The sequence below is a fragment of the Zhongshania sp. R06B22 genome (genome assembly GCF_040892595.1).
Lineage (GTDB): Bacteria > Pseudomonadota > Gammaproteobacteria > Pseudomonadales > Spongiibacteraceae > Spongiibacter > Spongiibacter arctica.
In genome coordinates, this window is sequence record NZ_JBFRYB010000002.1 from 247,545 (window position 1) to 274,173 (window position 26,629).

Annotated in this window: 27 protein-coding genes; 22 read left to right on the forward strand and 5 right to left on the reverse strand. The window is 49.6% G+C overall.

Features of this window, described 5'->3' with window-relative positions:
• Positions 1 to 147 precede the first annotated feature (147 nt).
• The 3 genes from AB4875_RS16965 to AB4875_RS16975 are packed head-to-tail and all read right to left on the reverse strand — an operon-like array spanning position 148 to position 3,279.
• The gene (locus AB4875_RS16965) at positions 148 to 510 is read right to left on the reverse strand and encodes a hypothetical protein (protein WP_368377301.1); all 363 of its coding nucleotides are present in this window, start codon (positions 508 to 510) and stop codon (positions 148 to 150) included.
• 46 nt (positions 511 to 556) lie between these two features.
• A complete protein-coding gene (locus AB4875_RS16970) occupies positions 557 to 1,963 on the reverse strand; it encodes an aromatic amino acid lyase (RefSeq protein ID WP_368377302.1) in 1,407 nt (468 codons plus the stop codon).
• On the reverse strand, positions 1,963 to 3,279 hold the full coding sequence (locus AB4875_RS16975) for a hypothetical protein (protein ID WP_368377303.1): 1,317 nt from the start codon (positions 3,277 to 3,279) through the stop codon (positions 1,963 to 1,965). The genes AB4875_RS16970 and AB4875_RS16975 overlap by 1 nt, the downstream gene beginning before the upstream one ends.
• Before the next feature lie 498 nt (positions 3,280 to 3,777).
• Here AB4875_RS16975 and AB4875_RS16980 point away from each other — a divergent pair, with 498 nt between their 5' ends.
• The 5 genes from AB4875_RS16980 to AB4875_RS17000 all read left to right on the forward strand — a co-directional run bounded on the left by AB4875_RS16980 (position 3,778) and on the right by AB4875_RS17000 (position 7,018).
• A complete protein-coding gene (locus AB4875_RS16980; protein WP_368377304.1) occupies positions 3,778 to 4,461 on the forward strand; it encodes a class I SAM-dependent methyltransferase in 684 nt (227 codons plus the stop codon).
• Between the two features lie 41 nt (positions 4,462 to 4,502).
• A complete protein-coding gene (locus AB4875_RS16985) occupies positions 4,503 to 5,447 on the forward strand; it encodes a D-hexose-6-phosphate mutarotase (protein WP_368377305.1) in 945 nt (314 codons plus the stop codon).
• Between the two features lie 18 nt (positions 5,448 to 5,465).
• Positions 5,466 to 5,894, forward strand: coding sequence for a potassium channel family protein (locus AB4875_RS16990; RefSeq protein ID WP_368377306.1), 429 nt, complete (start codon positions 5,466 to 5,468; stop codon positions 5,892 to 5,894).
• A 131-nt stretch (positions 5,895 to 6,025) separates the two neighbouring features.
• Positions 6,026 to 6,571, forward strand: a complete 546-nt coding sequence (locus AB4875_RS16995) for a CC0125/CC1285 family lipoprotein (protein WP_368377307.1) — start codon at positions 6,026 to 6,028, stop codon at positions 6,569 to 6,571.
• Positions 6,572 to 6,652: 81 nt separating this feature from the next.
• Positions 6,653 to 7,018, forward strand: coding sequence for a CoA-binding protein (locus AB4875_RS17000; RefSeq protein WP_368377308.1), 366 nt, complete (start codon positions 6,653 to 6,655; stop codon positions 7,016 to 7,018).
• 82 nt (positions 7,019 to 7,100) lie between these two features.
• Here AB4875_RS17000 and AB4875_RS17005 read toward each other — a convergent pair whose 3' ends face one another.
• Positions 7,101 to 7,757: a urate hydroxylase PuuD gene (locus AB4875_RS17005; protein WP_368377309.1), complete on the reverse strand. Its 657-nt coding sequence runs from the start codon at positions 7,755 to 7,757 to the stop codon at positions 7,101 to 7,103.
• 241 nt (positions 7,758 to 7,998) lie between these two features.
• Here AB4875_RS17005 and AB4875_RS17010 point away from each other — a divergent pair, with 241 nt between their 5' ends.
• From AB4875_RS17010 to ispH, 13 genes are all read left to right on the forward strand, one after another.
• Positions 7,999 to 8,787: a hypothetical protein gene (locus tag AB4875_RS17010; protein WP_368377310.1), complete on the forward strand. Its 789-nt coding sequence runs from the start codon at positions 7,999 to 8,001 to the stop codon at positions 8,785 to 8,787.
• A gap of 114 nt (positions 8,788 to 8,901) precedes the next feature.
• Positions 8,902 to 10,419 carry a fumarate hydratase gene (locus tag AB4875_RS17015; RefSeq protein WP_368377311.1) on the forward strand — a complete coding sequence of 506 codons (1,518 nt, stop codon included), beginning with the start codon at positions 8,902 to 8,904 and terminating at the stop codon, positions 10,417 to 10,419.
• 147 nt (positions 10,420 to 10,566) lie between these two features.
• Positions 10,567 to 12,006 carry an exodeoxyribonuclease I gene (gene sbcB, locus AB4875_RS17020; protein ID WP_368377312.1) on the forward strand — a complete coding sequence of 480 codons (1,440 nt, stop codon included), beginning with the start codon at positions 10,567 to 10,569 and terminating at the stop codon, positions 12,004 to 12,006.
• Positions 12,003 to 12,266 (forward strand): GIY-YIG nuclease family protein, encoded by a 264-nt coding sequence (locus AB4875_RS17025; protein WP_368377313.1) that lies wholly within the window; start codon positions 12,003 to 12,005, stop codon positions 12,264 to 12,266. The genes sbcB and AB4875_RS17025 overlap by 4 nt, the downstream gene beginning before the upstream one ends.
• Before the next feature lie 85 nt (positions 12,267 to 12,351).
• A complete protein-coding gene (locus AB4875_RS17030) occupies positions 12,352 to 14,157 on the forward strand; it encodes an ABC transporter transmembrane domain-containing protein (protein WP_368377314.1) in 1,806 nt (601 codons plus the stop codon).
• 18 nt (positions 14,158 to 14,175) lie between these two features.
• The gene (locus tag AB4875_RS17035) at positions 14,176 to 15,192 is read left to right on the forward strand and encodes an aspartate carbamoyltransferase (protein ID WP_368377315.1); all 1,017 of its coding nucleotides are present in this window, start codon (positions 14,176 to 14,178) and stop codon (positions 15,190 to 15,192) included.
• 34 nt (positions 15,193 to 15,226) lie between these two features.
• Complete coding sequence (locus AB4875_RS17040; RefSeq protein WP_368377316.1) at positions 15,227 to 15,838, forward strand: NUDIX domain-containing protein; 612 nt, start codon at positions 15,227 to 15,229, stop codon at positions 15,836 to 15,838.
• Between the two features lie 5 nt (positions 15,839 to 15,843).
• Positions 15,844 to 17,427: a murein biosynthesis integral membrane protein MurJ gene (gene murJ / locus AB4875_RS17045; protein WP_438273538.1), complete on the forward strand. Its 1,584-nt coding sequence runs from the start codon at positions 15,844 to 15,846 to the stop codon at positions 17,425 to 17,427.
• Positions 17,428 to 17,563: 136 nt separating this feature from the next.
• Positions 17,564 to 18,493 (forward strand): bifunctional riboflavin kinase/FAD synthetase, encoded by a 930-nt coding sequence (ribF, locus tag AB4875_RS17050; protein WP_368377318.1) that lies wholly within the window; start codon positions 17,564 to 17,566, stop codon positions 18,491 to 18,493.
• Between the two features lie 98 nt (positions 18,494 to 18,591).
• Positions 18,592 to 21,414: an isoleucine--tRNA ligase gene (ileS, locus tag AB4875_RS17055; protein WP_368377319.1), complete on the forward strand. Its 2,823-nt coding sequence runs from the start codon at positions 18,592 to 18,594 to the stop codon at positions 21,412 to 21,414.
• On the forward strand, positions 21,407 to 21,931 hold the full coding sequence (gene lspA, locus AB4875_RS17060) for a signal peptidase II (protein ID WP_368377320.1): 525 nt from the start codon (positions 21,407 to 21,409) through the stop codon (positions 21,929 to 21,931). The genes ileS and lspA overlap by 8 nt, the downstream gene beginning before the upstream one ends.
• Positions 21,932 to 21,952: 21 nt before the next feature.
• A complete protein-coding gene (gene fkpB / locus AB4875_RS17065; protein WP_368377321.1) occupies positions 21,953 to 22,405 on the forward strand; it encodes an FKBP-type peptidyl-prolyl cis-trans isomerase in 453 nt (150 codons plus the stop codon).
• Positions 22,406 to 22,467: 62 nt separating this feature from the next.
• A complete protein-coding gene (gene ispH, locus AB4875_RS17070) occupies positions 22,468 to 23,415 on the forward strand; it encodes a 4-hydroxy-3-methylbut-2-enyl diphosphate reductase (protein ID WP_368377366.1) in 948 nt (315 codons plus the stop codon).
• A 5-nt stretch (positions 23,416 to 23,420) separates the two neighbouring features.
• Here the strand turns inward: ispH and AB4875_RS17075 are convergent, their stop codons facing one another.
• Positions 23,421 to 23,924 carry a GspH/FimT family pseudopilin gene (locus AB4875_RS17075; RefSeq protein WP_368377322.1) on the reverse strand — a complete coding sequence of 168 codons (504 nt, stop codon included), beginning with the start codon at positions 23,922 to 23,924 and terminating at the stop codon, positions 23,421 to 23,423.
• A gap of 146 nt (positions 23,925 to 24,070) precedes the next feature.
• Here AB4875_RS17075 and AB4875_RS17080 point away from each other — a divergent pair, with 146 nt between their 5' ends.
• The 4 genes from AB4875_RS17080 to AB4875_RS17095 are packed head-to-tail and all read left to right on the forward strand — an operon-like array spanning position 24,071 to position 26,605.
• Positions 24,071 to 24,580, forward strand: a complete 510-nt coding sequence (locus tag AB4875_RS17080) for a GspH/FimT family pseudopilin (protein WP_368377323.1) — start codon at positions 24,071 to 24,073, stop codon at positions 24,578 to 24,580.
• Positions 24,577 to 25,017 (forward strand): type IV pilus modification protein PilV, encoded by a 441-nt coding sequence (pilV, locus tag AB4875_RS17085; RefSeq protein WP_368377324.1) that lies wholly within the window; start codon positions 24,577 to 24,579, stop codon positions 25,015 to 25,017. Before AB4875_RS17080 ends, pilV begins: the two co-directional genes overlap by 4 nt.
• Positions 25,018 to 25,028: 11 nt before the next feature.
• The gene (locus tag AB4875_RS17090) at positions 25,029 to 26,066 is read left to right on the forward strand and encodes a PilW family protein (RefSeq protein WP_368377325.1); all 1,038 of its coding nucleotides are present in this window, start codon (positions 25,029 to 25,031) and stop codon (positions 26,064 to 26,066) included.
• An 8-nt stretch (positions 26,067 to 26,074) separates the two neighbouring features.
• On the forward strand, positions 26,075 to 26,605 hold the full coding sequence (locus AB4875_RS17095) for a pilus assembly PilX family protein (protein WP_368377326.1): 531 nt from the start codon (positions 26,075 to 26,077) through the stop codon (positions 26,603 to 26,605).
• Positions 26,606 to 26,629: the final 24 nt, after the last annotated feature.

Here is a 26,629-nt window from a genome sequence, read left to right on the forward strand (position 1 = left end):
CGCAGAGGTGCTTTTCTACGAAAAAACTGCCTAAGTCCTTCAAACTGAATCAAAGAAAGCATCGGGCGATAACACACAAGTTCACTCACAGGTCGCGTTTGCCTGTGTTGACATTGTCTGTGACCGGTGTGCCAATTGTTTTAGCTGCTAGTTTTTCGGAACCTCACCAAAAAAACCTATAACACACCGTACTTTACCTTGCTCATCGGTTTCCGTTACATCAAATCCAGACAGCAGCAACTGACCTTCTTGATGAATAGCCCAATGGTAGCGGTGAAAATTATGCTGAGAATCCACGCCACTGCTTCGAGAATACACTGCGCCCGGAATCTTTGACTTAACGTCGTGAATATTATGCTCAAATCCTTCAATACCAGTGACATCAATAGAGGGGTCAACAAAACGCACATTCGAATCTAGTGCTTTATCTAGGTGGTTTCTAACTTTGGCAGCGTCAGCTTCATTCCATGCTGCGAGCATGTGGTCAAGCGCTTCGGGATAATTGGCCATTCGTCACTCCTCGTATATCTAGTAAAAATGGGCAGCCGGTCAAGTGTCACCTGCAGGAGTCTTTTGGATGTCTGGTTGGGAACTGCTCCAAACTTTCTTCAAGTAACATTAGCAAGCGGTCGTCCCTCAAGAGTGCAACAGCGTCAGCAGGAGCAGCCGATTCTTTTACTTTCTTAATAAATTTGCTGGGCTCAGCAAAGATGTCAAATTTTTTATCTGCCATTGCAAGCACGTAGGCTTCAAGTATTGAAATTTCCGAAAAATCTCCTAGAACCTCGATTAGATTCTCAACCTGCCCGACGCCGTGCGTCCAAAGGTCTTCAATGCCATACGAAGTTTGTCCCCCGGATGAGTAGCAACGAGAGCCATATTTTGAACGCATTGCCTCAAGCTTTCCCATCATTAACTTTGGAATTTGAATGAGCCCCAAAGGCGAACCCTGATCGCCTCCATCAATTGGCACGGTCGTGTCACCACTCAAAATGAAAATAACCCTCTGAACCACCGCCCAGGCACAAAACAGAATGGCTTCTATTAACGCCCCGGTTTTTATTGATAGGGTTGGGCAAAAAAAGCTGGCCTGTGAAAGTGGTGCAGGTTCGCCTTCGACGAAGAGTGGATTTCCTGAGGGTTTGAAAATTAGAAGATTAATCTCACGCATATAGTCTTCGGCAGCAACACAAAAGGCTTCTAACTCCTGTGGTATAGCTCTTATAGAAACTGAACTTTGTTTCTCATGAGAAAATCCCCTTTTAACAACCTTAGCTCGAACATGTTGCATAACTGAAGCTGGCCACGATCGTTCCGCGTTACTAAAGTAATACAGCTCGCCAACTCGATTAGAGAATTGAGCGTGTGCAATAGAATTCTCCAGAAAAATCGCAAACGGTATCTCAATATTTTTTACCGAGGCTGCGGCAAGACCAATATGTACAAAAGCTCCGTTAATCAGCGCCATTGCTGTACCTTGCGGCGTGGGTATGTTCTTATCTCTAAATCTCTCAAATACATTACGAGCCCAATGTGCTGCAGGGATTACATCACCGCATGAATAAGATGAACCCTTTGGAATGAGAGGATTAAAGTCGGTTCTAACGCATAATTCCTGAAGCTCTCGATAACAACGGGTGTCTATCCCGGTGTAGCCAGCCGCGAGGGAATAAAGTTTGGCGTAAGATATGCACTTTACTTCAAAGGCACAGTAATTCTCACCATACGAAATCGCATGGGTAGACAATATCTCCGCATTAATATCAATGTTTTCGGTACCGAAACCTTCCTCCCCGTCTCTATGGCCCGTAAGCGTGTTTGTGCCGTAAACTCTAAAATTCAGCGTGTTTTGAAACTTACTAGCAATCTGAAAATCGCGATGTACACGATCATTCTCGGTCGCCCAAAGAGGTGGTGCTTTAGACGAGGCGGCGTAGTTCAATAAATCAAATAAAGTCTGCACTATCTTTCCTTTCTCGCGATAGCCACCGCTAATGCACCAATCGCAATAGCTATGGAGTATAAGGATAGGTCTATGGAGGAAATTGAAGGCCAATCTGTGAATCCTGGAATTTCGTCTGGAGAAAATGACTGATCACGAGAATACGCAAATAGATTTATACAAAAATCTAAAACCGCAACCCCACCGATTGCAGCAAGAGAAATTTCAACCATTTTTTCGTTGCGTATATGGCGCCGCTCAATCGCAGCCGAAATATCCTTGTTTAGTAACTCGCGCTTAACCGCAAGCGAGCTTTTAAGTAAGTCATACTCCCATGTAAAAAATAACGCGGTCGCGACCATTTTTCGATGGCCCTGAAGACCCAGCCATACGTCATTGAACAGGCTTTCTATGAAGTCTATATGTGAGGCAATCCTCATGTGGCTCGCGTAGTAGGTTTCCCGTTGAGCTTCTTCTGAAACTCTAGATTTTGAAACCATATTCCTCAATGTCGTATTGATCAGGTCGGCAAGAACGTAAAAATATGTAGCAGTTGATAATGCTGAGCGGAGGGAATGAATTTCGTCCTCTTGCAGCACACCAATCACCAGACTATTGCCGATAAAAAAATATGCAGTCGCATCACTGAAATTCACGCCATTTTTTTCATTTACTTTATTCTGTATCCATGATTCTAAAGAAACAACGTCAACGCGATTTTTATCTATAATCGCAATTCTTGTAACCCACAAGGGTGTCACTGGTGTTAATTCTATTGCCTCATGTTCGAATATCTTAAACGAATCTTTTGCGAGGAAGCAGGTAACTTCTCCAGCTTGAATTAGCAACTGGATTGCGCGGTCTACCTCTTCGAAGACGCTTGCATTTTTGTTAAGAAAGTCAACGCACAATAATGTTGTTAGTTCATCCAGATTTTTCGGCAGAACCTTACTTTCAGTAGGTCGATTATGAACAACGTCTGCTGCCATTTTGAGAATCGCAACTGTATTGTCATAAAATTCGACTATGCAATCGTAAACGCGAATGTCGTCATTATTGCCAATTTCAAGAGTTACTGTATCGAAACTTAGGGTAAGGAATGGCTTTGCGCTTGAAGGAAGACTATCTTCCATAATCGAGCTATATTTCAATTCGGCTAGTGATTTCGAATCTATACTTGAACTTACGGTGATTGATTTTGGCAGGTCTTTCTCGAGCTTTGCACAAAGAACTTCAATGTCGCGTAAAAAAGTTTGTTCAGCCGCAGTGGCGCGGGCTGTATCTAGGTTTGCAGCCGATCGGAACGGCGCACTTAGTAACAAAATCGGAGAGTTCATATGCCCAGCGTACCTATAGAGAACTAATAGTTTATTATAAGGGCTCTCGCTCCCTATCATTTTAGCCCCTTGTCAAAGTTGGGGGGTAGTATAGGTTAAAAAATTTCAATGAGTTGGCTTCTTTATAATTCACAAGACTCGCTCAAACGAAGACTAATTCCCGCTATTTCTGTCATACATTCCTTTCCCCTGATCATATCGCGTTTTTTGTGAATTTCAATGAGTTAAGAAGTATCTCGTCAGGGTATTATTGGGAATGACGCTATTGTTCACATTCATCGACGGAGCGGAATTCGCATAGATGCAGGATGTTTAAGTAGCGATATTCGTTGAGGGAAGACCTGTTGCACCAGTGTCGGCTGATTGGGACGGGATTGTGCAAACCGTTTGTGCTGTCCCCGCGACGATCACTATACTTGCTTGGCGGCGATGGTTATGGTGTTGCCTGTGTTAAATAGCAGCCCGATACGAGCTAGCATTCATTATTGAGAGGAAGTTTTGGAACTGTCATCCATTGTTCCATGGGGGCGATCTTACGGCGAATACTGCAGTATGTTTTCCCTGTCAGAGCGAGACTTAGAATGCCATATACTGGGCTGTGGCGACGGCCCTGCCAGTTTTAATGCGGAACTGACCCAGCATGGTGGCCGCATTATGTCGGTCGATCCCATCTATCAGTTTTCTGCTGAGGGTATTCGCAGTCGTATTCAGCGGGTTTACCCTGGCATTCTTGCTGAGCTTGCCCGCAATACCCAGCATTATTATTGGGGCAGTTTCAAAGACCCTGGCCATGTCGGTTCGGTTCGGATGTCGGCTATGAACCGATTTCTGGCTGACTTCGACAACGGTCTCGAGGACGGGCGCTATGTTGATGCCAGCTTACCGGAGCTGCCGTTTTTTGATGCTGAATTTGATCTTGCCCTGTGTTCCCATCTCTTGTTTTTATACAGCGAGCAAATTGACGCGGCCCAGCATATCGATGCCTTGGTTGAAATGTGTCGGGTTGCCAAAGAAGTGCGGATATACCCCTTATTAAGTTTAGATGGCCGAGTGTCGCAGCATGTCCCCGGGGTGCTGCGCTACTTTAATGAACGGGATTATATTGCTGAGTTAAAGCCCGTTGCCTACCAATTTCAGAAAGGCGCCAGCGATATGCTGGTGCTACGCCAGAAGCGCGATTAAAACCGCGCGAGTGAACATGAATTAAAGTGGAGAAATCTTTGGTGACTGCAGACATCGCTGCAAGCATAGATATGCTTGAATTACGTAATGCTCAAATCCACTTGCGACCCGCTAGCGATATTTTTACGGAGGCGGATGGCTTTTCGGCGCTGAATTCCGAGTCCGCGGACTTGCCGGTGTTGGAGTGTATTAGCGCAAAATGCCGTGCGGTTATTTCCTTGCAGGGCGCGCAGGTTTTGGCGTTTTGTCCTGCGGCTAAGCAAGAGTTGTTGTGGTTGAGTCCGCTGTCTAGGTTTCGTCCTGGGGATGCCATTCGAGGCGGTATTCCGGTCTGCCTGCCGTGGTTTGGCGTGAATCGCCGCCAAGCTGACTTGCCAAAGCACGGTCTCGCTCGCACCCAGCTTTGGAGCCTAGACGATGTTCAACAAGCGCCGGACGATACGATTAGTTTACGCTTGGTGTTTCGTCCCAATAGTGAGGATTTAGCGCTATTCCCTTATGCCTTTCTCGCTGAGCTGACTATTGAGCTTGGAACGGAGTTGCGCCTTAGTTTACGGCTTAGCAATGAGGGGCAAGAGCTAATGCCATTGAGTTTCGCCTTCCATAGCTATTTTTCGGTTAGCGATTCTTCAGTAATTAAACTAGAGGGCATCGACGGCCGCGAGTATCTAGATAACTGCCAAGGTTTGTCTCGGTTTGTGCAAAGCGATAGCTTGGTGTTTGATCGGGAGATAGACCGGGTATACGAGGCGGTAGGAGCGAGTCAGACGCTTATCGATAGCAATCGTAACATCGAGATAGATGGCCGGGGTTGCGATACCGTGGTGATCTGGAATCCCGGTGCGGTGTTGGCTGCTAAAATGGATGATGTAGGCCAATATTACTGCCGCTATATATGTGTTGAGCGCGGTATGGCGTTTGGGGATGAGTTGCAATTAGCGGCGGGTGGCGTTGCTGAGGCAAAGATGACGCTGTCATCTAGCTGAAATGGATATTGAGTCGATATGTTTATAATCATTTGCTTGATTAATATGGGGGTGATTTCGGCGGCTGTGCTGATTCACTACGAAACCCTATTCTCCCTGGCTAAATTATTACCTCGCTTGGGTAATCCAAGGCACCGGGTTTTGGTTGCCTTGGTGGGCGTTTTAATCGCCCACACTGTGGAGATCTGGATTTTTTCCGTGGCCTACTACCTGCTCAATGCCAATGGCAGTTTTGGCGAGCTAACAGGTAATTTTTCCAATACCTTACTGGATTGTGCATATTTTTCCTTTACGGTTTACACGTCCTTGGGTTTTGGGGACATTGTGCCTCTGGGTGATTTGCGTTTTTTGTGTGGTCTGGAATCGCTTATTGGCTTGGTGATGATTGCCTGGTCAGCCTCATTTATGTATCTGGAAATGCAGAAGAATTGGGGCGATCTTCGATGATTTGTCGCGACACGATGGTTTGTTAAGTTTCAGTTCAGCTCTAAGAGCGTAGTATGTGCGTACAGTAAAAGGCAGGCGGTAAGTGCAGATAGGCGCGGCCGCAATTAATTGTAGTATTTAAGGAGAATTTTATGCGTTTACAGTGGGCTTTTGCCATTTTGTTGTCTGGTCTTGTTGCGGGCTGCAGTAGCACTGGAACTACCTATCAACCGGCTGATGAGCGCGGTGCATACGGTTATACAGAAACTGAATTGGGTAGCGATCGCTATCGAGTCACTTTCACTGGCAATAGCCGTACCGATAAAGAAACGGTAAATGACTATGCCATGTTGCGTGCAGCAGAGCTTACTTTGCAGAATGGTTACAATTGGTTCCATTTGGTGAATCGTGACACCGAGAGCAAGAGCCGCAGCAGCACCAGTATCTCTGGTATTAATGACTTTGGTGGCGGCACGGCGGTGTATCAGCGCTGTGGTTTACTTAGCTGTCAAACGGTAGTTTCGCAATCTCCGTCGCGCTTTAGTGGTGGCATTGCGTCGTCGACCACGCGAACGAACTATCAGGCATCCTTAGAAATTAAAATGGGTAAAGACCCCATGCCCGATGATGCGGAAGCCTATAATGCGCAAGAATTGGCTTCGACCCTGCGTCGCTGGATGGGTAAGGCTGCAAAATAATTTACAGCTGATAGTTTAAGAATACCGGGCGCTCGTCGCCCGGTTTTTGTTTGTGCGGGAGTTGATTGGAGACACGGACTAATGACTGAAACAGTATTGGTGCTTGGGGCAAGTCCAAAGCCGGGGCGATACTCGTTTAAAGCGGTGCAGCTGCTGCGTGAATATGGCCACAGAGTTTTGCCGGTGAACCCCTATCACGGAGAAGTCAGTGGGGTGAAATGTATTGCTAGCATTGCCGCCGTTTGCGAAAAGGTTGATACGGTGACCTTGTATATTCGAGCAGAGTTATTGAAAAACGACATCGACCAGCTCATTGCTTTAGCGCCGCGCCGCGTGATTTTTAATCCGGGTACTGAGTCCGAGGAGATGGCAGCAAAGCTGGAGAGCGCCGGTATTGCGGTAGAGGAAGCCTGTACCTTGGTGTTATTGCGAACGAATCAGTTTTAGATAAGCTTAAGTAAGCTAGCCTGAGTGAAAACTCAATAAAAAAGGGAGCCAAAAGGCTCCCTTTTTTACGAGCTAATAAGGCTTAAACGAATTGAAGCAGCGCCACCATGACTACTGTCAGTGCGACACTGCAATGTACAACGCCTTTAACCGTCGTCATTGGACCAGTTTTGCCGAACATTGCATTGATTTGAAGTAGCGCTATCAAGCCGATACAAATCCATAGACCCAAGCTGATAGACGGTCCTGCTTTACTTAATGCTGCTGCGCCTGCTGCGCCGGTGCCGTGAAAGGATCCGAGCATGCCGATTAGCATTGGGGCAGAGAATAATGTGTTGGTACGTGAAGCCAAGCCGGCTTTCGGGGCCGCTTTTGCCGCATCGCCAGGCACAATGCCGCAAACGATTTTCTGGTTTGGCCAAATAATCAGCCACACGTTTAAGAACATTAAGGTGCCCATGAGAGCGCCAATAATGATGTAGCCGTTAAGACCGCCGCGCGACATAGTGAAGTGCAGTAGACCAAAGCCGGTTAAAAAGGTGAACATTGCACCCCAGCGGAACCACCACAGCGCTCTAGGAGCTAGTTTTTTTACGGCGTCGGCTTTAGCTGAGGCTTCAGCCTCTTTAAAGTATTCGGTTTGCACAAAATTGAAGTAGTACAGTAAGCCGATCCAGGTAATGCCGAATAGGACGTGTAACCAGCGGAGTAGCAGGTCTGGTGAAATAAATGCATCCATTAAAAGTAGCCTCGTTTTGCGTATTGTTGTGTTGGATTTCTATTGTTGTCGGTTTGCTCGATATCGCACTTGGCGCAGCTTGAGCATAATGCGCAGCGCTAAAACCGCTAAAGTATAACAAAGGCGATGAACTTGGGTAGCCAATAAGACTCAAATCCTTCCGCGAGTGCTTTAACCCCCAGCATGCCAGTGTCATAATGCCTCTTCTTCTACCTCTTTCAAACACAGTGAGTTGATAACCGTGAGCACGGACAGACAGGAACCAAAAATTTCACTCTCGATTGATGATGAGGATATCGTGCAGCGCGCGGCAATGAAAAAGCCCGCCCAGCCGAAGACGCCGAAAGCGGGTGCGCCCAAGGGTGGCGGTGGTTTTGTCATGTTTATGCTGACGGTGTTGGTATTGTTGCTCTCTGGCGTGTCCTACTATTTATACGAGCAGTTAACGGCAAGCCAGGCACAGATACTGGCGAGTCAGGGCCGCATCGATGCCTTGGAAATGCGTCTGTCATCAGCAGATGAGAGCATTAGCGAAAGTACCGTCACCACATCTGTGAAGCTCAAGGAATTGGACCAAGAGGTTCGCAAGCTCTGGGACAATGTCTGGAAGAAGCAAAAAGACGAATTAGCTCAGCACGATGCCACTCTAGACAAGCAACGGGTTGAGCTGGATACCGCGGTCAAACGAATTGCGGCACTTGAGAGCAAACTCAAGAGCAGTGATGCGCAGCTAAGTAAAATTGCAGCGTCTTATAATAGTGATCGCGAATCCTTTACCTCAATGTCAGGTAAGTTGGACAGGGTTATTGCTCAGTCTGAAGTGAATCGTAAAGAGCTATTTACTATGGCTAAACAAGTCGCCGCTGGCGGTAGCTTGGATGCCCGGGTCAAAGATGTTGAGCGCCGCATTACTCAAAATGAAGATTGGTTAGACTCGGTGAATGCCTTCCGTAAGCAAGTAAATCGCGATATCGAATCTATGCGCCAAACGATGACGCAATACCATGCGGGCAGCCCGACACCGCGTTGATTTGTTTGGGCAGGCGGTGGTGCGGCCCTAGGCTCTACACTACCGCCCTCCTGCTGGTGTATACTTTGCCGCCGTTCTGGGCGCTGTCGCCAACCATTTATCAGGAGTCTTCCCGTGACCGTAATTCGTCAAGATGACCTTATTCAAAGTGTGGCCGACGCGCTGCAATATATTTCTTATTACCACCCCGTTGATTTTATTCGCGCCATGGATGAAGCCTATCAGCGTGAGGAGAACCCTGCCGCCAAAGATGCGATGGCACAAATACTGATCAACTCGCGTATGTGCGCTGAGGGCAAACGTCCGATTTGCCAAGATACCGGTATTGTGACCGTATTCCTCACCGTCGGTATGAATGTCCAGTGGGAAGGCACGATGGGCGTAACAGACATGGTGAATGAAGGTGTTCGCCGTGCTTACAATTTGCCTGACAATGTCCTTCGCGCGTCAATTTTGGCAGATCCAGACGGCGCTCGCGCCAACACCAAAGACAATACCCCCGCTGTTATTCACTACGAGATTGTCCCCGGTGACACCGTAGAGGTGCACGTGGCTGCCAAGGGTGGCGGCTCTGAGGCTAAATCCAAATTTGCCATGTTAAACCCCTCTGATTCGGTAGTGGATTGGGTGCTAAAAATGGTGCCGACTATGGGTGCTGGCTGGTGTCCGCCAGGTATGCTGGGCATTGGTATTGGTGGCACCGCAGAGAAGGCGATGATAATCGCCAAAGAAGCCTTGCTAGACCCTATCGATATTCACGATTTGCAAAAGCGCGGTGCCAGTAATCGCGCCGAAGAATTGCGTCTGGAATTGTTTGAGAAAGTAAACAAATTAGGTATTGGCGCCCAGGGCCTAGGTGGTTTGACCACGGTGCTGGATGTGAAGGTGAAAGACTTCCCGACCCATGCTGCTAACAAAGCGGTCGCCATGATCCCCAATTGCGCAGCAACTCGTCACGCCCACTTTACCCTTGATGGCAGCGGCCCTGCGGCGCTCACGCCGCCCTCATTGGACGAGTGGCCAGAAGTGACTCGTGAAGCGGGTGAGAATGTAAAACGGGTTAATCTTGATACCGTTACTCAAGAAGAAATGAATACTTGGAAGCCCGGTGATACGATTTTGCTGAGCGGAAAAATGCTTACGGGTCGGGATGCCGCGCATAAGAAAATGGTCGACATGCTTGCCCGTGGTGAAAAGCTGCCTGTAGATATGAAAGGCCGGTTTATATACTACGTTGGCCCGGTTGACCCGGTGCGCGACGAAGTGGTTGGCCCTGCTGGCCCGACCACGGCAACACGAATGGATAAATTTACCCGCACCATGCTGGCCGAAACTGGTTTGATGGGCATGATTGGTAAGTCTGAGCGTGGCGACGTGGCTATCGATGCGATTAAAGAGTTTGGTGCAACCTACTTAATGGCTGTGGGCGGGGCGGCCTACTTGGTGGCGCAGGCTATTAAAAAGTCGGAAGTGGTGGGCTTTCCTGAGCTGGGAATGGAAGCGATTTACGAATTCACCATTGAAGATATGCCGGTGACTGTCGCCGTTGATGTGCGCGGTGAGTCTGTTCATAAAATTGGCCCCCAAATTTGGAAGGCTAAAATTGAAGAGCAGGCGATTACGGTTTCTTAGTCCATTAAAGCAGGGCACGCTTCGGCGTGCTCTGCTGATGTTTTTTTGATTTATCCCGCCTCGATTAACAGTAAATCATTACATTGTTTGCATTTTTCCCCTCAGCCATGTGCAATACCGTCACTGCTTCTTTGATTGGATGACATCTTGGCCACTTCAACCTTTTATTGGCACGACTACGAAACTTGGGGCGCGAATCCCGCCCGTGACCGGCCGGTGCAGTTTGCTGGTGTGCGAACCGACGCTGAGTTAAATATTATCGGCGAACCATTAATGGTTTACAGTCGGCCCACCCCAGATTATCTCCCTCACCCAGAGGCCTGTTTGATTACCGGTATTACCCCTCAGCAAGCGCTGCAAGAAGGGGTGTCTGAGTCAGAATTTATTGCCACCGTAAACGCAGAATTATCCCAGCCGGGTACCTGCGGTGTCGGTTACAACAGCATCCGATTTGATGACGAAGTGACGCGCTACACCTTATACCGCAACTTTTATGACCCCTATGCCCGCGAGTGGCAAAACGGCAACTCGCGCTGGGACCTCATCGATGTGGCTCGCCTGTGTCGCGCTCTGCGCCCTGACGGTATTGAATGGCCCCTGCGCGAAGACGGCACGCCCAGTTTTAAGCTAGAAGAGCTGTGTATTGCCAATGGGCTGAGTCACGAATCTGCCCACGATGCTCTGTCGGATGTGTATGCAACAATCGATCTGGCCAAGTTATTAAAACAGCGCCAGCCCAAATTGTTTGACTACGCCCTGAGCCTGCGAGACAAACGCACAGTCGCCGCGATGTTAGATGTGGTGACTCAAGTGCCGGTATTGCATGTCTCTGGGCGCCTGCCCGCAGCTAAGTTTTGCTCTGCACTGATGATGCCTTTGGCTCTGCACCCCGATAATAAAAACAGCGTGATTGTTTATGACTTAAGTGTCGATCCTAGTCCGCTGCTTGAATTGTCCGCTGAGGAAATTGCCGCGCGGGTATTTAGTGCAACCGCAGATTTGCCCGAGGGTACTGAACGTATTCCGCTGAAAGAAATTCATATTAACCGCGCGCCAATTATTGCGACTGCTAAATTAGTCGATGAGGCGGTGAGCCAGCGCTTGCAGATCGATATGGCGCAGTGCCGCCGTCATTGGGCTCAGCTTCATAAAGCATCCGGCGTGGTAGAGAAGTTGCAGAAAATTTTTGGAGCGCGCGAGTTTGTGCAAAGCAACGATCCTGACGTCATGTTATACGGCGGCGGTTTCTTTAACGGCGACGATAAAAAAATGATGGATGAGGTTCGCCGTGCGACGCCGGACATTCTCGCCATGCATAGCTATCGCTTTAGCGATGCGCGCTTACCGGAATTATTGTGGCGCTATCGGGCGCGTAATTTTCCCATGAGCTTGTCTGATTCTGAGCGCGGAAAATGGCGCGACTTTTGTCGTCAATGTTTGCGTGATCCCGAGCCAGGCCAGCTTGGTTTTACGGAATTTCGGCAGCGCTTGGTTGAACTCGCGGGTGAGCGCAGCTCCAGCACGGATGCGATGATATTAAGCGAGCTAAATGATTACGCCGATGCCTTGGAGCAAGAGGGTTTGTGACGTCAGCTTGGTGGGTATATCTGGTGCGCAGTCGAAGCGGTAAGTTGTATACCGGCATCACCACAGATCCAGAGCGCCGTTTTAGAGAGCATTGCGGCGAGGGTGGGCGCGGTGCTCGGTTTTTTCGAGGTGATCCAGCTGAGGCAATGGTGTATTGCGAGCCCGCAGAGAATCGTTCGATGGCATCGCGACGCGAAGCTGCCATAAAGAAATTGCGGCGCAGTGACAAAGAATCCTTGATCATTCAGTCGCCGAATTAATTTTACTGACTAGTAAATGCCTGTAAACGCCGCTTTCCTGTACTTGCGATAAAGGCGATAATGCGCGGCTAAGCAGGGGAGATTTATGACGGATACAGGTTCGGAGCGCGAAAAAAGCACTAACGTTGGTGTATTAAAGGCGATGATGACGTTCTTGCGGCCTTATCGCTGGCAAATGGTGGGGGCTAGCCTAGCCTTGATTTGCACTGCGGCAATTACCCTGTCTATCGGCCAAGGCTTGCGGATGTTGGTTGATCAGGGCTTTTCCAGCAATGCCTCAGAAGCGGCTTTAAACCAAGCACTGCTCTTGTTTATGGTCATGATTTTGCTTTTGTCTGCCGGTACCTTTGCGCGTTTTTATTTGGTGTCGTGGATTGGCGAGCGCGTTAGTGCAGATTTGCGCAAGGCGGTGTTCGCGCATGTTGTTCACCTTCACCCCGGTTATTTTGAAACCAATCTCAGCGGAGAGATTCAGTCTCGCATCACCACCGATACCACTTTGCTACAAACTGTCATCGGCTCATCGGTATCTATTGCGCTGCGTAATATGCTGATGTTTGTTGGTGGTCTAATTCTATTGTTCATCACCAATCCAAAGCTAACCGGTTTAGTCATGCTGAGCGTGCCGCTGGTGGTTGTGCCGATTATTGTTTTTGGGCGTCGTGTTCGCGCGCTGTCGCGCACCAGCCAAGATCGTATCGCCGGTGTGGGTACCTTTGTCGGTGAGGCAGTTAAAAATATAAAGATGGTGCAGGCTTTTAACCATCAAAAGCTCGATAAAGACGCCTTTAATGGCCATGTGGAGTCGGCGTTTACCGTTGCAATTGTGCGTATTAATCAGCGCGCATGGCTGTCTACTATTGTTATTACCTTGGTGTTGGGCGCCGTAACCGCAATGCTGTGGGTTGGTGGTCACGATGTGCTGGCTGGTGAAATCAGTGGCGGCGAATTGACGGCCTTTATTTTTTACGCGGTGATGGTGGCTGCCTCGGTGGGTGCTATTTCAGAAGTATATGGCGATCTGCAACGAGCAGCGGGCGCGACTGAGCGTCTACTGGAATTGCTGGCGGCAGAAAACTTAGTGCCTTCTCCTGAGCATCCGCGCAGTTTGCCGGCGGCGCCACCGGGTAATTTGCAGTTTGACGCCGTGAACTTTAGTTATCCATCGCGCCCTGAGCAGCGCGCTATTGATAATTTAACTTTGAATATTGCGCCGGGTAGCAGTGTGGCCTTGGTGGGAAGTTCGGGTGCGGGTAAGTCCACCTTAGTCGATTTAATTTTGCGCTTTTACGATGTACAGGGCGGGGCGATTCGCTTTGATGGTATTGATATTCGCGAACTCAGTCTTGATGAACTGCGCAGCCAAATTGCCATGGTCCCTCAGCAGCCGGTGTTGTTTACCGGCACTGTGGCTGACAATATTCGCTACGGTAAACCCAATGCCAGTCCGGCTGAAATAGAAGCGGCGGCGCGCTCGGCGTATGCCCACGAGTTTATTGAACGTCTATCAGGTGGCTATGACAGTTTTGTTGGCGAGGGTGGTATACGGCTCTCCGGTGGCCAGCGTCAGCGTATTGCTATTGCTAGAGCGATATTGGCAGACCCAAGATTATTATTATTAGATGAGGCGACAAGCGCGCTTGATGCCGAGAGTGAGTATCAAGTTCAGCAAGCCTTGGAATTGCTTATGAAGGGCCGCACCACCATCGTCATTGCCCACCGTCTAGCGACGGTAGTGAATGTTGATGTTATTGCAGTCTTGGATCATGGCAAGTTGGTGGATACCGGCAGTCACGCCGAACTTCTGCAGAGTTCGCCGCTTTATGCGCGCTGGGCGAGTCTGCAGTTTGATGAGGGTGTGAACACTGTTGATGTGTTGGCAGCGGTTTAATTTTTCGGAGAGGCAGCAGTGAAATTTTCCGGCAGTCATATTCTCTCTATCAGTCAGTTTGATCGCGATGACATTGAACGCGTCTTTGAGGTTGCCGATCGCATGGTGCCCTACGCGCATCGGCAGCGCGTCACCAAAGTGCTCGACGGTGCCATTCTCGGCAATATGTTTTTTGAACCCTCAACGCGAACGCGGGTGAGTTTTGGTTGCGCCTTTAATCTGCTTGGCGGGGAAGTGCGTGAAACCACCGGGTTTGAAACGTCTGCAATTTCCAAAGGTGAGTCACTTTATGATACCGCGCGGGTCTTAAGCGGCTATAGCGACGTTATTGTTATGCGCCACCCGGTGGCGGGTTCGGTGGCCGAGTTTGCTGCGGCGAGCAGAGTACCGGTGATGAATGGTGGTGATGGCGCAAATGAGCACCCTAGCCAAGCCTTGTTGGACCTGTATACCATCCGTAAAGAATTACAGCATCAGGGCCGAAGTGATCTTGATGGTCTACGTATTGCCATGATTGGCGATCTGAAGCATGGCCGTACTGTGCATTCACTGTGCAAATTACTTTGCCTGTATAAAAATGTCACCGTGATGCTAATCTCTCCCGATGAACTAAAGATGCCGGAAGCGATTATTGAGCAGCTACGCGAGGCTGGTAGCACGGTGCAAGAATCTGATGTGATGGAAGGCAGTATCTCAAAGGTCGATATTGCGTATTCAACCCGGATTCAAGAAGAGCGCTTTACCAGTCCCGCCGAGGCAGATTTATATCGTGGTCGCTACCGCCTGAATCAATCTATTTATACTCGCTATTGCGAGCCAAACACGGTCATTATGCATCCACTGCCCCGCGACTCTCGGACCGAGGCAAATGAATTAGATAACGACCTAAACGACAACCCCAATTTGGCTATATTCCGTCAGGCCGATAATGGTGTGCTGGTGCGTATGGCGCTGTTCGCGCTGACCTTGGACGTTGTCGATCAGGTCGACAAAGCCGCCCGTGATGTCAATTGGTATACCGAAAGACGGTTTTAAGTTTGTTTCTATCCTCGCACAGCGGCTATTCTTAATGACAGATTTTGAATCCAAAGATGTAGAAGTTGAAGAAGACCGCGCAGCATGGCGCGGTTTTTTTCAGGTGCGCAAATTGCGTTTGCGCCACCGTCTATTTGCCGGTGGCTGGGGGAAATGGCTAAGTCGCGAGCTATTTATGCGCGGCCCTGCAGTGGGTTTGCTGCCCTATGACCCAGTAAATGACTGCATTCTTTTGGTTGAGCAATTTCGTATTGGTGCACTTAGCCGCGCCCAGCGCCCCTGGTTACTGGAGTTAGTCGCCGGCATTATTGATACCGATGAAAGCCCTGCTGAAGTGGCGCGTCGGGAAGCAAAAGAAGAGGCCAATATCGAGATTGGCGAAATGGAGGCGATCGCTGAGTATTATTCTTCACCCGGCGGCAGCGATGAATATTTCTATTTGTTTTGTGGCTCAGTAGATCTGAGTGCAGCGGGCGGTTATTTCGGACTTGCCACCGAGGGCGAAGATATTCATGCCCAAGTTTTTTCTTTTGCTGATGCCATGACCATGCTTGAGGCCGGAAAAATAAATAATGCTCACAGCCTGATTGCTATGCAGTGGCTGCGCGAGCATAGAGAAGACTTGCGTCGGCGGTGGCAGGCGTGAGTGACGTGGCTGCGCCCAAACCAGTAAAGCAAAGGGGCTTATTGCGTTCTAGTTTGTTAGTCAGTGTGATGACGCTGATGTCGCGGGTTTTGGGGCTGGTTCGCGACGTTGTTATTGCGATTTTTTTGGGCGCCAGCAGCAACGCAGACTGTTTTTTTGTCGCGTTTAAAATCCCTAATTTTCTGCGGCGTCTATTCGCTGAGGGTGCCTTCTCTCAAGCCTTTGTGCCGGTGCTATCTGAGTACAAGGAAAAGGGCAGCATAGAGTCTGTTAAGTTACTGATTGACCGCACTGCCGGTGCATTGGGTGGGGTGTTATTGCTGGTCACCTCTTTGGCGGTCATTGCCTCGCCGCTGGTTGCCACTCTGTTTGCCCCCGGCTTTCGTGATGATCCCGCCAAGTTTCAGCTCACCTCGGATATGATCCGGATTACCTTTCCGTATTTATTTCTTATTTCGATGACTGGTTTTGCCGGCGGTATTTTAAATACCTTTGGTCGCTATGCGGTGCCGGCATTCACGCCGGTATTACTGAATGTCTGTTTAATTGTGTCGGCGCTGTATTTTTCCTCGTATTTTGCTGAGCCAGCAATGGCCTTGGCTTGGGGTGTGTTGATGGCCGGCATGGTGCAGCTAGTATTTCAGTTGCCGTTTTTGCAGCGGATTCAAATGCTGCCGCGGCCGCGATGGGATTGGCACAACGAGGGTGTGCAGAAAATTGTCACCTTGATGATTCCCGCCTTATTCGGGGTTTCAATAAGTCAGATTAATTTACTGTTAGATACTATATTGGCGTCGTTTCTACCCACCGGCAGTATTTCGTGGCTCTACTATTCCGACCGCTTAGTAGAGTTGCCGCTGGGGGTGTTTGCCATTGCTATCGCCACCGTGGTGTTACCCAATTTGTCTCGCCAGCGCGCTGGCGGCAATGAGGTCGCGTTTTCATCTACACTAGATTGGGGTCTGCGCGGTGTATTGCTTATGGCAGTGCCCGCTGCCGTGGCCTTAATGCTGCTTGCCGAGCCCATTCTCATTACTCTGTTTCAGTACGGCGAGCTGCAAATGCGCGACGTGTCGATGGCGGCTTTGAGTCTGCGCGCCTACACCCTTGGCTTGATTCCATTTATGTTAATTAAGGTGCTAGCCCCGGGCTTCTATGCCCGCCAAGACACCAAAACCCCGGTGCGTATTGGTATTATCGCGATGGTCGCGAATATGGTGATGAATATCGCCTTCGTGATTCCATTGCATCACTACTGGCAGGTAGGCCATGCTGGCCTAGCATTGGCAACAGCGGCTTCGGCTTGGCTCAATGCGGGTTTGCTGTATCGCGGTTTACGTCGCAATGCGAGTTTCACCCCCTTACTTGGCTGGGGTCGCTATTGTTTGCAGCTGCTGGGCGCCGTGGTGGCAATGAGTGCCTGCTTATATTATGGCCTGCAGTGGTTCACTGGCTGGGAGGCTTGGAGTGTATGGGAGCGCACCTTGCACCTATTGGTCTTGTGCGTCGCGGGTGGTGGAGCATACGCCTTAGTGATGTTTGGTTGCGGTTTACGACTCAGAGACCTTAAAGGACCGGTCGCGCATTAAGACTGCAAATCATGGTTTTTAGCCTGCGGGCATAGCAATATTAGCTCGCAGCGGCAAGAGTCACGAACACTGGCGTTTTAGTCGGGCCTACGCTGGGCTATAATCTCTCGCTTTGCTGAGCAATAAGACGGTAGCCATGGAGTTAATCCGCGGATTTCAACATTTTCGTCCTCGTCATCGTGGCTGTGTAGCCACGATAGGGGCTTTTGACGGTGTTCACTTGGGACATCAGGCGGTATTGCGCCAGTTAATTGCCAAGGGTCGAGAAATGGGTTTACCGTCAACGGTGATTATTTTTGAACCCTTGCCCAGAGAGTTTTTCTCGCCCGATGAAGCCCCGGCGCGCTTAATGAGTTTTCGCGAGAAGTTTATTGCTCTGCGGGACTTGGGGATTGATAGGGTAATGAGGATCAGTTTCACACCTGATTTTCGCGATATGACCGCCCATGAGTTTATTCACAAGTTATTTGTGGTCGGCTTGGGTGTTAAATACATTGTGGTTGGCGACGATTTGCGTTTTGGACGTAACCGCAGTGGTGATTTTGATTTGTTGCGCAAGGTTGGTAAAAAAGACGGCTTTGACGTTGTGGACACCTCGACCTTAGAAGTGACCGGTGAACGAGTTAGTAGTACCCGTATCCGTGAGGTCTTGGCAGACGCTGATTTTGAATTGGCCGAGCGTTTACTCGGGCGGCCCTACAGTATCTCTGGCCGCGTTATTGTCGGTCAGCAGTTAGGTCGCACCATTGGCACACCAACGGCAAATATGGAGCTACACCGGCTGCGCTCGCCTTTGTCGGGGGTCTTTGCGGTAGAAGTCTACGGCGCGGATAGCGTTATGCGCCCGGGTGTCGCCAATGTCGGTGTGCGGCCGACGGTGGGTGACTTGTCAAAGGCGATTTTAGAAGTTCATCTGTTGAACTTTGAAGAGAATATTTACGGCCGCAATATTAAAGTCGTATTCCGTAAGAAACTGCGGAATGAGCACAAATTCGACGGGCTTGATGCACTCAAAGCGCAAATCACCCGAGATGTAGAACAGGCGCGAAGCTATTTTAATCTTTAGCCCAAGCTTTTAATTCATAGTGGGGCCTTTGCACGGGCAAGACACAAGCGTGCACAGGGTCTCATCGTATCGACCTTTGGAAAATACAGAACACCTATATGAGTGAATACAAGCACACCCTGAATTTACCCGAGACTAGTTTCGCTATGAAGGCGAATTTGTCGCAACGCGAACCCGGTATGCTTAAACGCTGGCAGGAAGAGGGAGTGTACGAGCAAATTCGCGAAGCTCGCGCTGGCCGTGAGAAATTTATTCTCCACGATGGCCCACCGTATGCCAACGGCGATATTCATATCGGTCATGCGGTAAACAAAATTCTTAAAGATATGATCGTTAAGTCTAAAACCTTAAGTGGTTTTGACGCGCCCTACGTGCCGGGCTGGGATTGCCACGGCCTGCCAATAGAGCTGAATGTAGAGAAGAAAGTGGGCAAAGCCGGCCATAAAGTTGACGCGGCTACTTTTCGTGAAAAATGTCGCGAATACGCCTATAAGCAAGTGAATGGCCAGCGCGAGGACTTCAAACGCTTGGGCGTATTTGGCGATTGGGATAGACCCTATCTGACCATGGACTTCAATTTTGAAGCCAATATCATCCGCGCCCTAGGTAAAATTGTTGAAAACGGTCATATGCACAAAGGCTTTAAGCCGGTGCATTGGTGCATGGATTGCGGTTCGGCGTTAGCAGAAGCTGAGGTTGAATATAAAGATAAAACCTCACCGGCAATCGACGTGGCATTTGCGATTGTTGATCGCGATGCAGCCATCGCAAAAAGCGGTTTGGCTGCCGATATTGATGGTGAATTGAATCTGGCGATCTGGACTACCACGCCGTGGACCCTACCCGCGAATATGGCGGTGTGTTTGCACGCGGAGCTAGATTATCTTTGGGTGAGCTTTACCGGCGAAAGCGGCGACAAAATGGTGTTGCTATTAGCTGATGCCCTGCATGAATCGACCTTGGCGCGTTACGGTGTCGAAGATTTTACCGTTGTGGGGCGCTGCAAAGGCGCGGCACTGGAAAATCTGCAGTTGCAGCATCCCTTTTATAGCAGGCAGGTCCCAGTCATTCTCGGCGATCATGTCACTACTGACGCAGGTACTGGCGCGGTACACACTGCGCCAGCGCACGGTCAAGATGACTTTGTGGTGGGCAAGCAATACGGTCTAGAGGTTTACAACCCGGTTGCGGCCAACGGCACCTTCTTAGAGGGCACCGAGTTATTTGAGCGTCAGCATGTCTTTAAGGCTAACGACAATGTGATCGCGACCTTAACTGAGCGTGGTCGGTTACTGCACTGTGTACATTTTGAACATAGCTATCCGCACTGCTGGCGTCATAAGAGCCCGATTATCTTCCGTGCTACCCCGCAGTGGTTTGTCAGCATGAAGCAAAATGGCTTACTCGAGATGGCGATGGCTGCTGTCGACACCGTAGCCTGGACGCCGAGTTGGGGGCGTGCGCGCATCGAGTCGATGATGCAGGAACGACCTGATTGGTGTATTTCTCGCCAGCGGACCTGGGGCGCGCCCATTGCGCTATTTGCCCACAATGAAACGGCTGAATTGCATCCGCGTACGGCGGAGCTGATCGAGCAAGTGGCCAAACTGGTTGAGGTCGGCGGTATACAAGCGTGGTTCGACTTAGACGCGGCAGAGCTGCTCGGTGACGAGGCGGCGCAATACAGTAAAGTGAGCGATACACTGGATGTGTGGTTTGACTCTGGGGTGACTCATTTCGCGGTATTGTCGCAGCGAGATAATTTGCAATTCCCCGCCGATCTTTATCTGGAAGGCTCGGATCAACATCGCGGCTGGTTTCAGTCGTCCATGTTGACGTCGGTGGCGACTACCGGAGTAGCACCCTATAAAGAGGTGCTTACCCACGGTTTCACGGTCGATGCGCAAGGTCGTAAAATGTCCAAGTCAGTGGGAAATGTGGTTGCGCCGCAAAAAATTATGAACACCCTAGGAGCCGATATTTTGCGGCTTTGGGTAGCGGCAACCGATTACCGCAATGAAATGACGGTATCGGACGAAATCTTTAAGCGCACCGCAGATTCATATCGTCGTATTCGCAATACTGCACGCTTCCTGCTTTCTAATATGGCCGGCTTTGAGCCCACCGAGCACGCTGTAGAGCCATCAGAGATGCTGGCACTGGATCGCTGGGTTATGCATCGTGCGGCGGTATTGCAAGAAGAGATTGTGGCGGCGTATGAAGCCTATCAATTCCACTTGGTCTATCAAAAACTGCACAACTTCTGCGTATTGGAGCTGGGTGGCTTTTATCTAGATATTATTAAAGACCGCCAGTACACCACGAAAGCCAATAGCCTGCCGCGGCGTTCTGCGCAGACTGCGATGTATCATATTGCCGAAGCCCTTACGCGCTGGATTGCCCCCATCTTAAGTTTTACCGCAGACGAGTTGTGGGAGCATTTGCCGGGTGAGCATTCGGGCACAGTATTTGCCGCTGAGTGGTATACTGGTTTGAGTAAAATGACCCTTGATAGCGACATGGATAATGATTTTTGGAATACCGTACAAGATGTTAAATCCGCTGTAAATAAAGTACTGGAAGGCGCGAAGAAGGAAGGCTTTGTAGGCGGTAGTCTTGCGGCAGAAGTCACTTTATTCTGCGATGAGTCACTAATGACAAGCTTGCATGCCCTGGGTGATGAGCTGCGATTTGTATTGATTACCTCAGCTGCTCGTTTAGCGCCTTTATCAGCGGTTAACGAAGCGGTAGAGACTGATGTCGAGGGCTTACAGGTTCGCGTAGCGGCTAGCGAAGGGACTAAGTGCGCACGCTGCTGGCACCATCGCGAAGATGTTGGTCAGGCTCTAGATCACCCTGAACTGTGTTTTCGCTGCATAGATAACGTCGACGGCGACGGGGAAGTACGTTTGTATGCATGATGCTGGAGTAGATAGCGAAATGGCTGCCCAGCGCCGTAGCCGGTTTTTTTGGCTACTGGTGGCAGCCACGGTGATCGTACTTGATCAAATCACTAAATATTTCGCCAACACCATGCTGGACTACGCCAGCCCGGTAGAGATTTTGCCGGTGCTGAATATTACCTTGCATTACAATCCTGGAGCCGCGTTTAGTTTTTTGAGCGACGCCGGCGGCTGGCAGCGCTGGTTCTTTTCGGTGATCGCTTTGGCGGTGAGCGCGTATATTTGTGTATGGCTAATGCGCTTGCGGCGCGACCAATGGTTGTTGTCCCTTGCCTTAGCGTTGGTCTTAGGTGGTGCGCTCGGTAATTTGTGGGATCGCCTGTTCCTTGGGCATGTTATCGATTTTATATCGGTGCATTGGGGGGATAGCTATTTCCCAACATTTAATATTGCCGATGCGGGTATTAGCGTGGGCGCGGGCCTATTGTTACTCGATATGGTGGTAAACCCTGAATCGGAAAATCAGCCTAAATAGCTGTCTGGAAATGTGTTGATCATGACAAATGTTAGCGTAGCACCGGCTACCGAAATTAGTTTGCACTTCTCTCTTAGTATCATTGATGGCGATGAGGTGGACTCGACCTTTGGTGGTAAGCCTGCCACTTTTGTATTTGGTGATGGCAGCCTGCTCCCCAGTGTAGAGGCCAAATTACTAGGCTTAACAGCTGGCGCGAAAGAGACTTTTACCCTAGCCCCAGAAGACGGCTTTGGTCAGCGCAATCCGGCCAATATTCAGCGTTTTCCGCGCAGCCAGTTTAGTGCCGATATGGTCTTGGAAGAAGGTTTGGTGATCTCCTTTGCCGATGCTGCCCGGGCCGAAGTGCCGGGTGTGGTAAGTGAGGTGGGCGACGAAGATGTGATGGTAGATTTCAACCATCCGTTGGCTGGTCGAAATCTGAGCTTCCGTGTTGAAATTTTAAGTGTCAGCGCGCAGGCTGATGCCAAGTAATATTCATTGGCGAAAGACAGTAATCTGAACACGGTGACGTAATGACTAGCTCGGGCGATAAAATGCAAATTAAAATGGCAAATCCTCGTGGATTTTGCGCTGGAGTGGATCGTGCCATCGAGATTGTTAACCGTGCCTTAGACGTGTTTGGCGCGCCTATTTATGTGCGCCACGAGGTTGTACACAATAAATTTGTTGTTGAGAATCTGCGTCAACGCGGAGCCATGTTCGTTGATGAGCTAGACGAAGTGCCAGACGATAAAATAGTTATTTTTAGCGCCCATGGCGTGTCGCAGGCGGTTCGCAACGAGGCCAATCGCCGCGGTTTGAAAGTCTTTGATGCCACCTGCCCGCTGGTGACAAAAGTGCATATGGAAGTAGTTAGTTTCAGTGGCGCGGGTCATGAGTGTGTATTGATCGGCCATAAGGGCCACCCTGAAGTTGAGGGCACAATGGGGCAGTATGACGAATCCCTAGGTGGCGGGATCTACCTTGTTGAAGACGTTGAGCAAGCCTTGGCACTGCAAGTAAAAGACCCGGACCATTTGTCCTATGTAACCCAGACCACCTTGTCTATGGATGACACGGCGGCGGTCATTAAGGCTTTGCGTAGTAAATTCCCTAACATTGAGGGTCCGCGTAAAGACGATATTTGTTACGCCACCCAAAACCGCCAAGATGCCGTAAAAACCTTGGCACAGCAGGTGGATGTGGTGCTGGTGGTAGGTTCACCCAATAGCTCTAATTCCAACCGTCTGAGAGAGCTGGCCGAACGTATTGGCTGCCGTGCTTATTTACTTGATAGTGAAGAAGATATCCGTCCTGAATGGCTTGAGGGTCAGCCCAAAATCGGCATCACTGCCGGCGCCTCTGCACCAGAAGTCCTGGTCAAGGCGGTCATTGATCGGCTTTGCGAACTTGGCGCATCCGCTCCTGTAGAGCTGGATGGTCGTCCTGAAAATATTACCTTCTCGCTGCCAAAAGAGTTGCGTTTGATTGAGGTTTCTTAAGCCCTTCAGCACGCCGCTATTTCTGATTTAATCATTCTTACCCGCCCGCCAATACTGATAATAAGTTGGTATGCGTCGCTGTGGTCTGGCCTACAGACTGTAATGGTGCCAACTTGAAATGCGCCGCTTGCCGTTGTCGCGCTGCCGTCAGGGGCGAATTTGACATAATCCGCCACCCAGCGGTTTCCGCTAATAGTGACATCCTTCTGAGCTGGATTGCGAGCTAAGACAATTTCGCTTGGTTCCCTTTCGCCGTTGCTATTGTTATCTTCAAATAGAGCGACGTCGCTAGACCAGTCGCCATCTTCATTCCACACAGTGATTTGCTTGCGTCGCATTACTGCTGTTGCTCTGGCGCTAGTGAGTAGGCCGAAAAGCTGCTGCCCGGCTGCGCGCAAGCGATGTTCTTGAATCAGAGCGTAGAAAGCGGGTACCGCACTAAGTATCAGTATTGAGGTAATGGTAAGCACACCAATAAGCTCAAACAACGAAAACCCTCGGTTTTCCACAATGGACTCCTTTCCACATTGGATTTAACTTGGGATTATTTGCCTGTTTATGTATCAGCTTCCATGCTGATCAGGTTTAAATTAGCACTAAGCTAGTCTAATCTAGAACGATACGACAATATGTCAAGTTTACACGGATGCGCCTAATGCAGCTTAACAGCGGAAATAAGGGCTTTACCCTAATCGAGTTGATAGTGACGGTCTCGATCGCCTCAGTATTAGCCGTTGTTGCTGTGCCTAGCTTCAGCCAGTTTATCGATGAGTCTCGTGATCGCGCGGTGGTTCAAAAGCTTATAAAATCCCTTGTGGCTGCGCGTTCAGAGGCCGTGTTGCGGGCTGCCCCCGTGAGTTTGAGCGCAGTAGATGGCAACTGGGCTAACGGCTGGTTGAGCTGGGTGGATACCGATGGCAATGGCAGTTATGACGATGGCGAAGCCATTCAAAAAAGTGCCGCGGTCAGCGGCACCGCAGCGATTACAGGTGATCGCGGTGGTACCGCCGTAAATACTATCGCTTTTAGCCGCGATGGTTTTCTTAATGATGCCACCGCGATAGTGATTTCATATCGCACATCGCCAGAATATTGCTCCCGTGATCGAAATATTAGCATCAGCCTTACTGGTCAGGTGAGTGTGAGCGAAAGGAGTTGCTCGTGAATAGAAATCGACAGCGGGGTGTAACCTTAATCGAGGTCCTTGTCGCCGTACTAATAACGGCGACCGGTGTGCTCGGCGCTGCGGCGATGCAGCTCAATGCAGTAAAGTTTAATCAAACCTCAAATACTCGCTCTACTGCCGTTTTTCTTGCTAATGATATCTCAGACCGTATGCGCGCAAATCGGGCAGATGCCTTGGCCGGACGTTATGATTTGGCTATGAGTAATGACGTGCCAACAGGTACGGCTATTTACCAAATTGACGTGCAGGACTGGCTGCAGGAAATTGCCCTACGGCTTCCAGCTGGTGATGCCTCCATTGAGCGAGATGACGCCAATTTTACTATTTCCATCCAGTGGGACGAGAGCCGACTGTCGAAGACCCGCGAAGTAAGCGCCGGCGATATTCAAACCTTTGTGTTTCAGACTAGGCTGTGAAAGGGGTATATATGAAGTTCTCACAGCGGGGGTTTGGTCTTGTAGAACTAATGATTTCCATCACCCTGGGCTTATTTTTAAGTACAGCGGTTATTCAAGTTTTTCTCGCCACAAGTACCAGCTCTAAAGTTCAAGATTCATTAGCGCAAGTTCAAGAAAATGCGCGTTTCGCAATGCGCTTTCTGGGGGAAGAAATTCGAATGGCAGGCTATATGGGCTGCAGTTCCATTGGCAATATTAGTGTTAACGTCATTGCTCTACCGGCAAGCGCTGTTGATTTTGGGATGGCAACGGCGCTGGTAGGGGAGGATAACGTCGCCGCTGGCAATGTTTTATCAGCCGTGCCCGGTAGTGACGTCTTGCATATTAAAAAAGCGTCTGAAAGTAGTGTTAATGTCACCGGTAATATGGCGACTAACAATGCGAATTTACAAATTGAAAACAATAGCCTTGGTCTTGAAACCGGGGATTACGTCATGGTTAGTGACTGCCTTAACGCAGATGTATTTCGGATTGTGAATAACCTAGGCAGTAACGGCAATGCTGCAGCGACTTTAGCCCACTCTCAGGGCCAGGGACTTAACTCAAGCAACAACCTAAGTAAGCTCTACCAAACCGACGCCGAAGTGTTTGCCTTTGAAAGTGTTGATTACTTTGTTCGCGATACCGGAAGAGATACGGCTGGAGGGCAGCCGATAAACGCCCTCTACATGCGACGTCTTATCGCTGGCAGCGGTGGTGTGATCGCTGCCGCTGTAGAGTTGGTCGAGGGTGTTGAGGATATGCAGATAAGCTACGGTGTAGATACTAACGCTGATCGAGCCGTGGATGCCTACCAAACCGGGGCTGCGGTGACGGCTTGGGAAGATGTGTTGAGTGTTCGGATCGCCTTGCAGCTGGTGGCAAACGAGGAGAATGTTGTTGGCAAGACGGGTGGCGCTAATGCACAGGCAATTGTTGATTTAAATGGGAATGTTGTCGCTAATACGGACGGCCGCTTTCGACAAATATTTACCAATGTATTTGCTATTAGGAATAAATTGCCATGATGTGTGGCGTGGAAAGAAATAGTGCTGCTAGACAACGCGGCGCGGTATTGATTGTCAGTCTTGTGTTTATGCTAATACTAACGATTATCGCTGCAGCGTCTATGCAGTCCTCGACCTTGCAAGAGCGGATGGCGGGTAATGCTAAAGACACCAAATTGGCGTTTCAGGCGGCTGAGGCGGGATTGCGGGTTGCAGAAGCTGCTTTGTCACAAATAAATGTGGGTCCATTTGATGGCAGTAATGGTTTGTATCGCCTGTGTGCGGATCCTACAGATACTGCGACCGCCTGCGTTGAGCCAGATTGGTCGAAGCATTCTTCAGCAGGTTGGCAAGTTCTGGCTGCAGATGTGATTCCCTACGCCGCACAACCGCCGGAATACTTTATTGAAGAGCTAGTCAGCGTAGCAAGCGAAAATGAAATATTAGACTCTGATAAACCTATCGCGCCTTTAGTTTTTTATCGTGTTACCGCAAGGGGCTATGGGGCAAGTAACCGCAGTATGGTTGTGCTAAGTACGACATATAAGCGAAGCAATTAAGTGTGCACAAATTAGGTCGAGAAA

Coding starts and splice junctions, on each gene's coding strand:
- AB4875_RS16965 (WP_368377301.1), bottom strand. CDS start 510: ATGGCCAATTATCCCGAAGCGCTTGACCACATGCTCGCAGCATGGAAT.
- AB4875_RS16975 (WP_368377303.1), bottom strand. CDS start 3,279: ATGAACTCTCCGATTTTGTTACTAAGTGCGCCGTTCCGATCGGCTGCA.
- AB4875_RS16990 (WP_368377306.1), top strand. CDS start 5,466: ATGTTTATAATCATTTGCTTGATTAATATGGGGGTGATTTCGGCGGCT.
- AB4875_RS16995 (WP_368377307.1), top strand. CDS start 6,026: ATGCGTTTACAGTGGGCTTTTGCCATTTTGTTGTCTGGTCTTGTTGCG.
- AB4875_RS17000 (WP_368377308.1), top strand. CDS start 6,653: ATGACTGAAACAGTATTGGTGCTTGGGGCAAGTCCAAAGCCGGGGCGA.
- AB4875_RS17005 (WP_368377309.1), bottom strand. CDS start 7,757: ATGGATGCATTTATTTCACCAGACCTGCTACTCCGCTGGTTACACGTC.
- AB4875_RS17030 (WP_368377314.1), top strand. CDS start 12,352: ATGACGGATACAGGTTCGGAGCGCGAAAAAAGCACTAACGTTGGTGTA.
- AB4875_RS17040 (WP_368377316.1), top strand. CDS start 15,227: ATGACAGATTTTGAATCCAAAGATGTAGAAGTTGAAGAAGACCGCGCA.
- ribF (WP_368377318.1), top strand. CDS start 17,564: ATGGAGTTAATCCGCGGATTTCAACATTTTCGTCCTCGTCATCGTGGC.
- ileS (WP_368377319.1), top strand. CDS start 18,592: ATGAGTGAATACAAGCACACCCTGAATTTACCCGAGACTAGTTTCGCT.
- lspA (WP_368377320.1), top strand. CDS start 21,407: ATGCATGATGCTGGAGTAGATAGCGAAATGGCTGCCCAGCGCCGTAGC.
- fkpB (WP_368377321.1), top strand. CDS start 21,953: ATGACAAATGTTAGCGTAGCACCGGCTACCGAAATTAGTTTGCACTTC.
- ispH (WP_368377366.1), top strand. CDS start 22,468: ATGCAAATTAAAATGGCAAATCCTCGTGGATTTTGCGCTGGAGTGGAT.
- AB4875_RS17080 (WP_368377323.1), top strand. CDS start 24,071: ATGCAGCTTAACAGCGGAAATAAGGGCTTTACCCTAATCGAGTTGATA.
- AB4875_RS17090 (WP_368377325.1), top strand. CDS start 25,029: ATGAAGTTCTCACAGCGGGGGTTTGGTCTTGTAGAACTAATGATTTCC.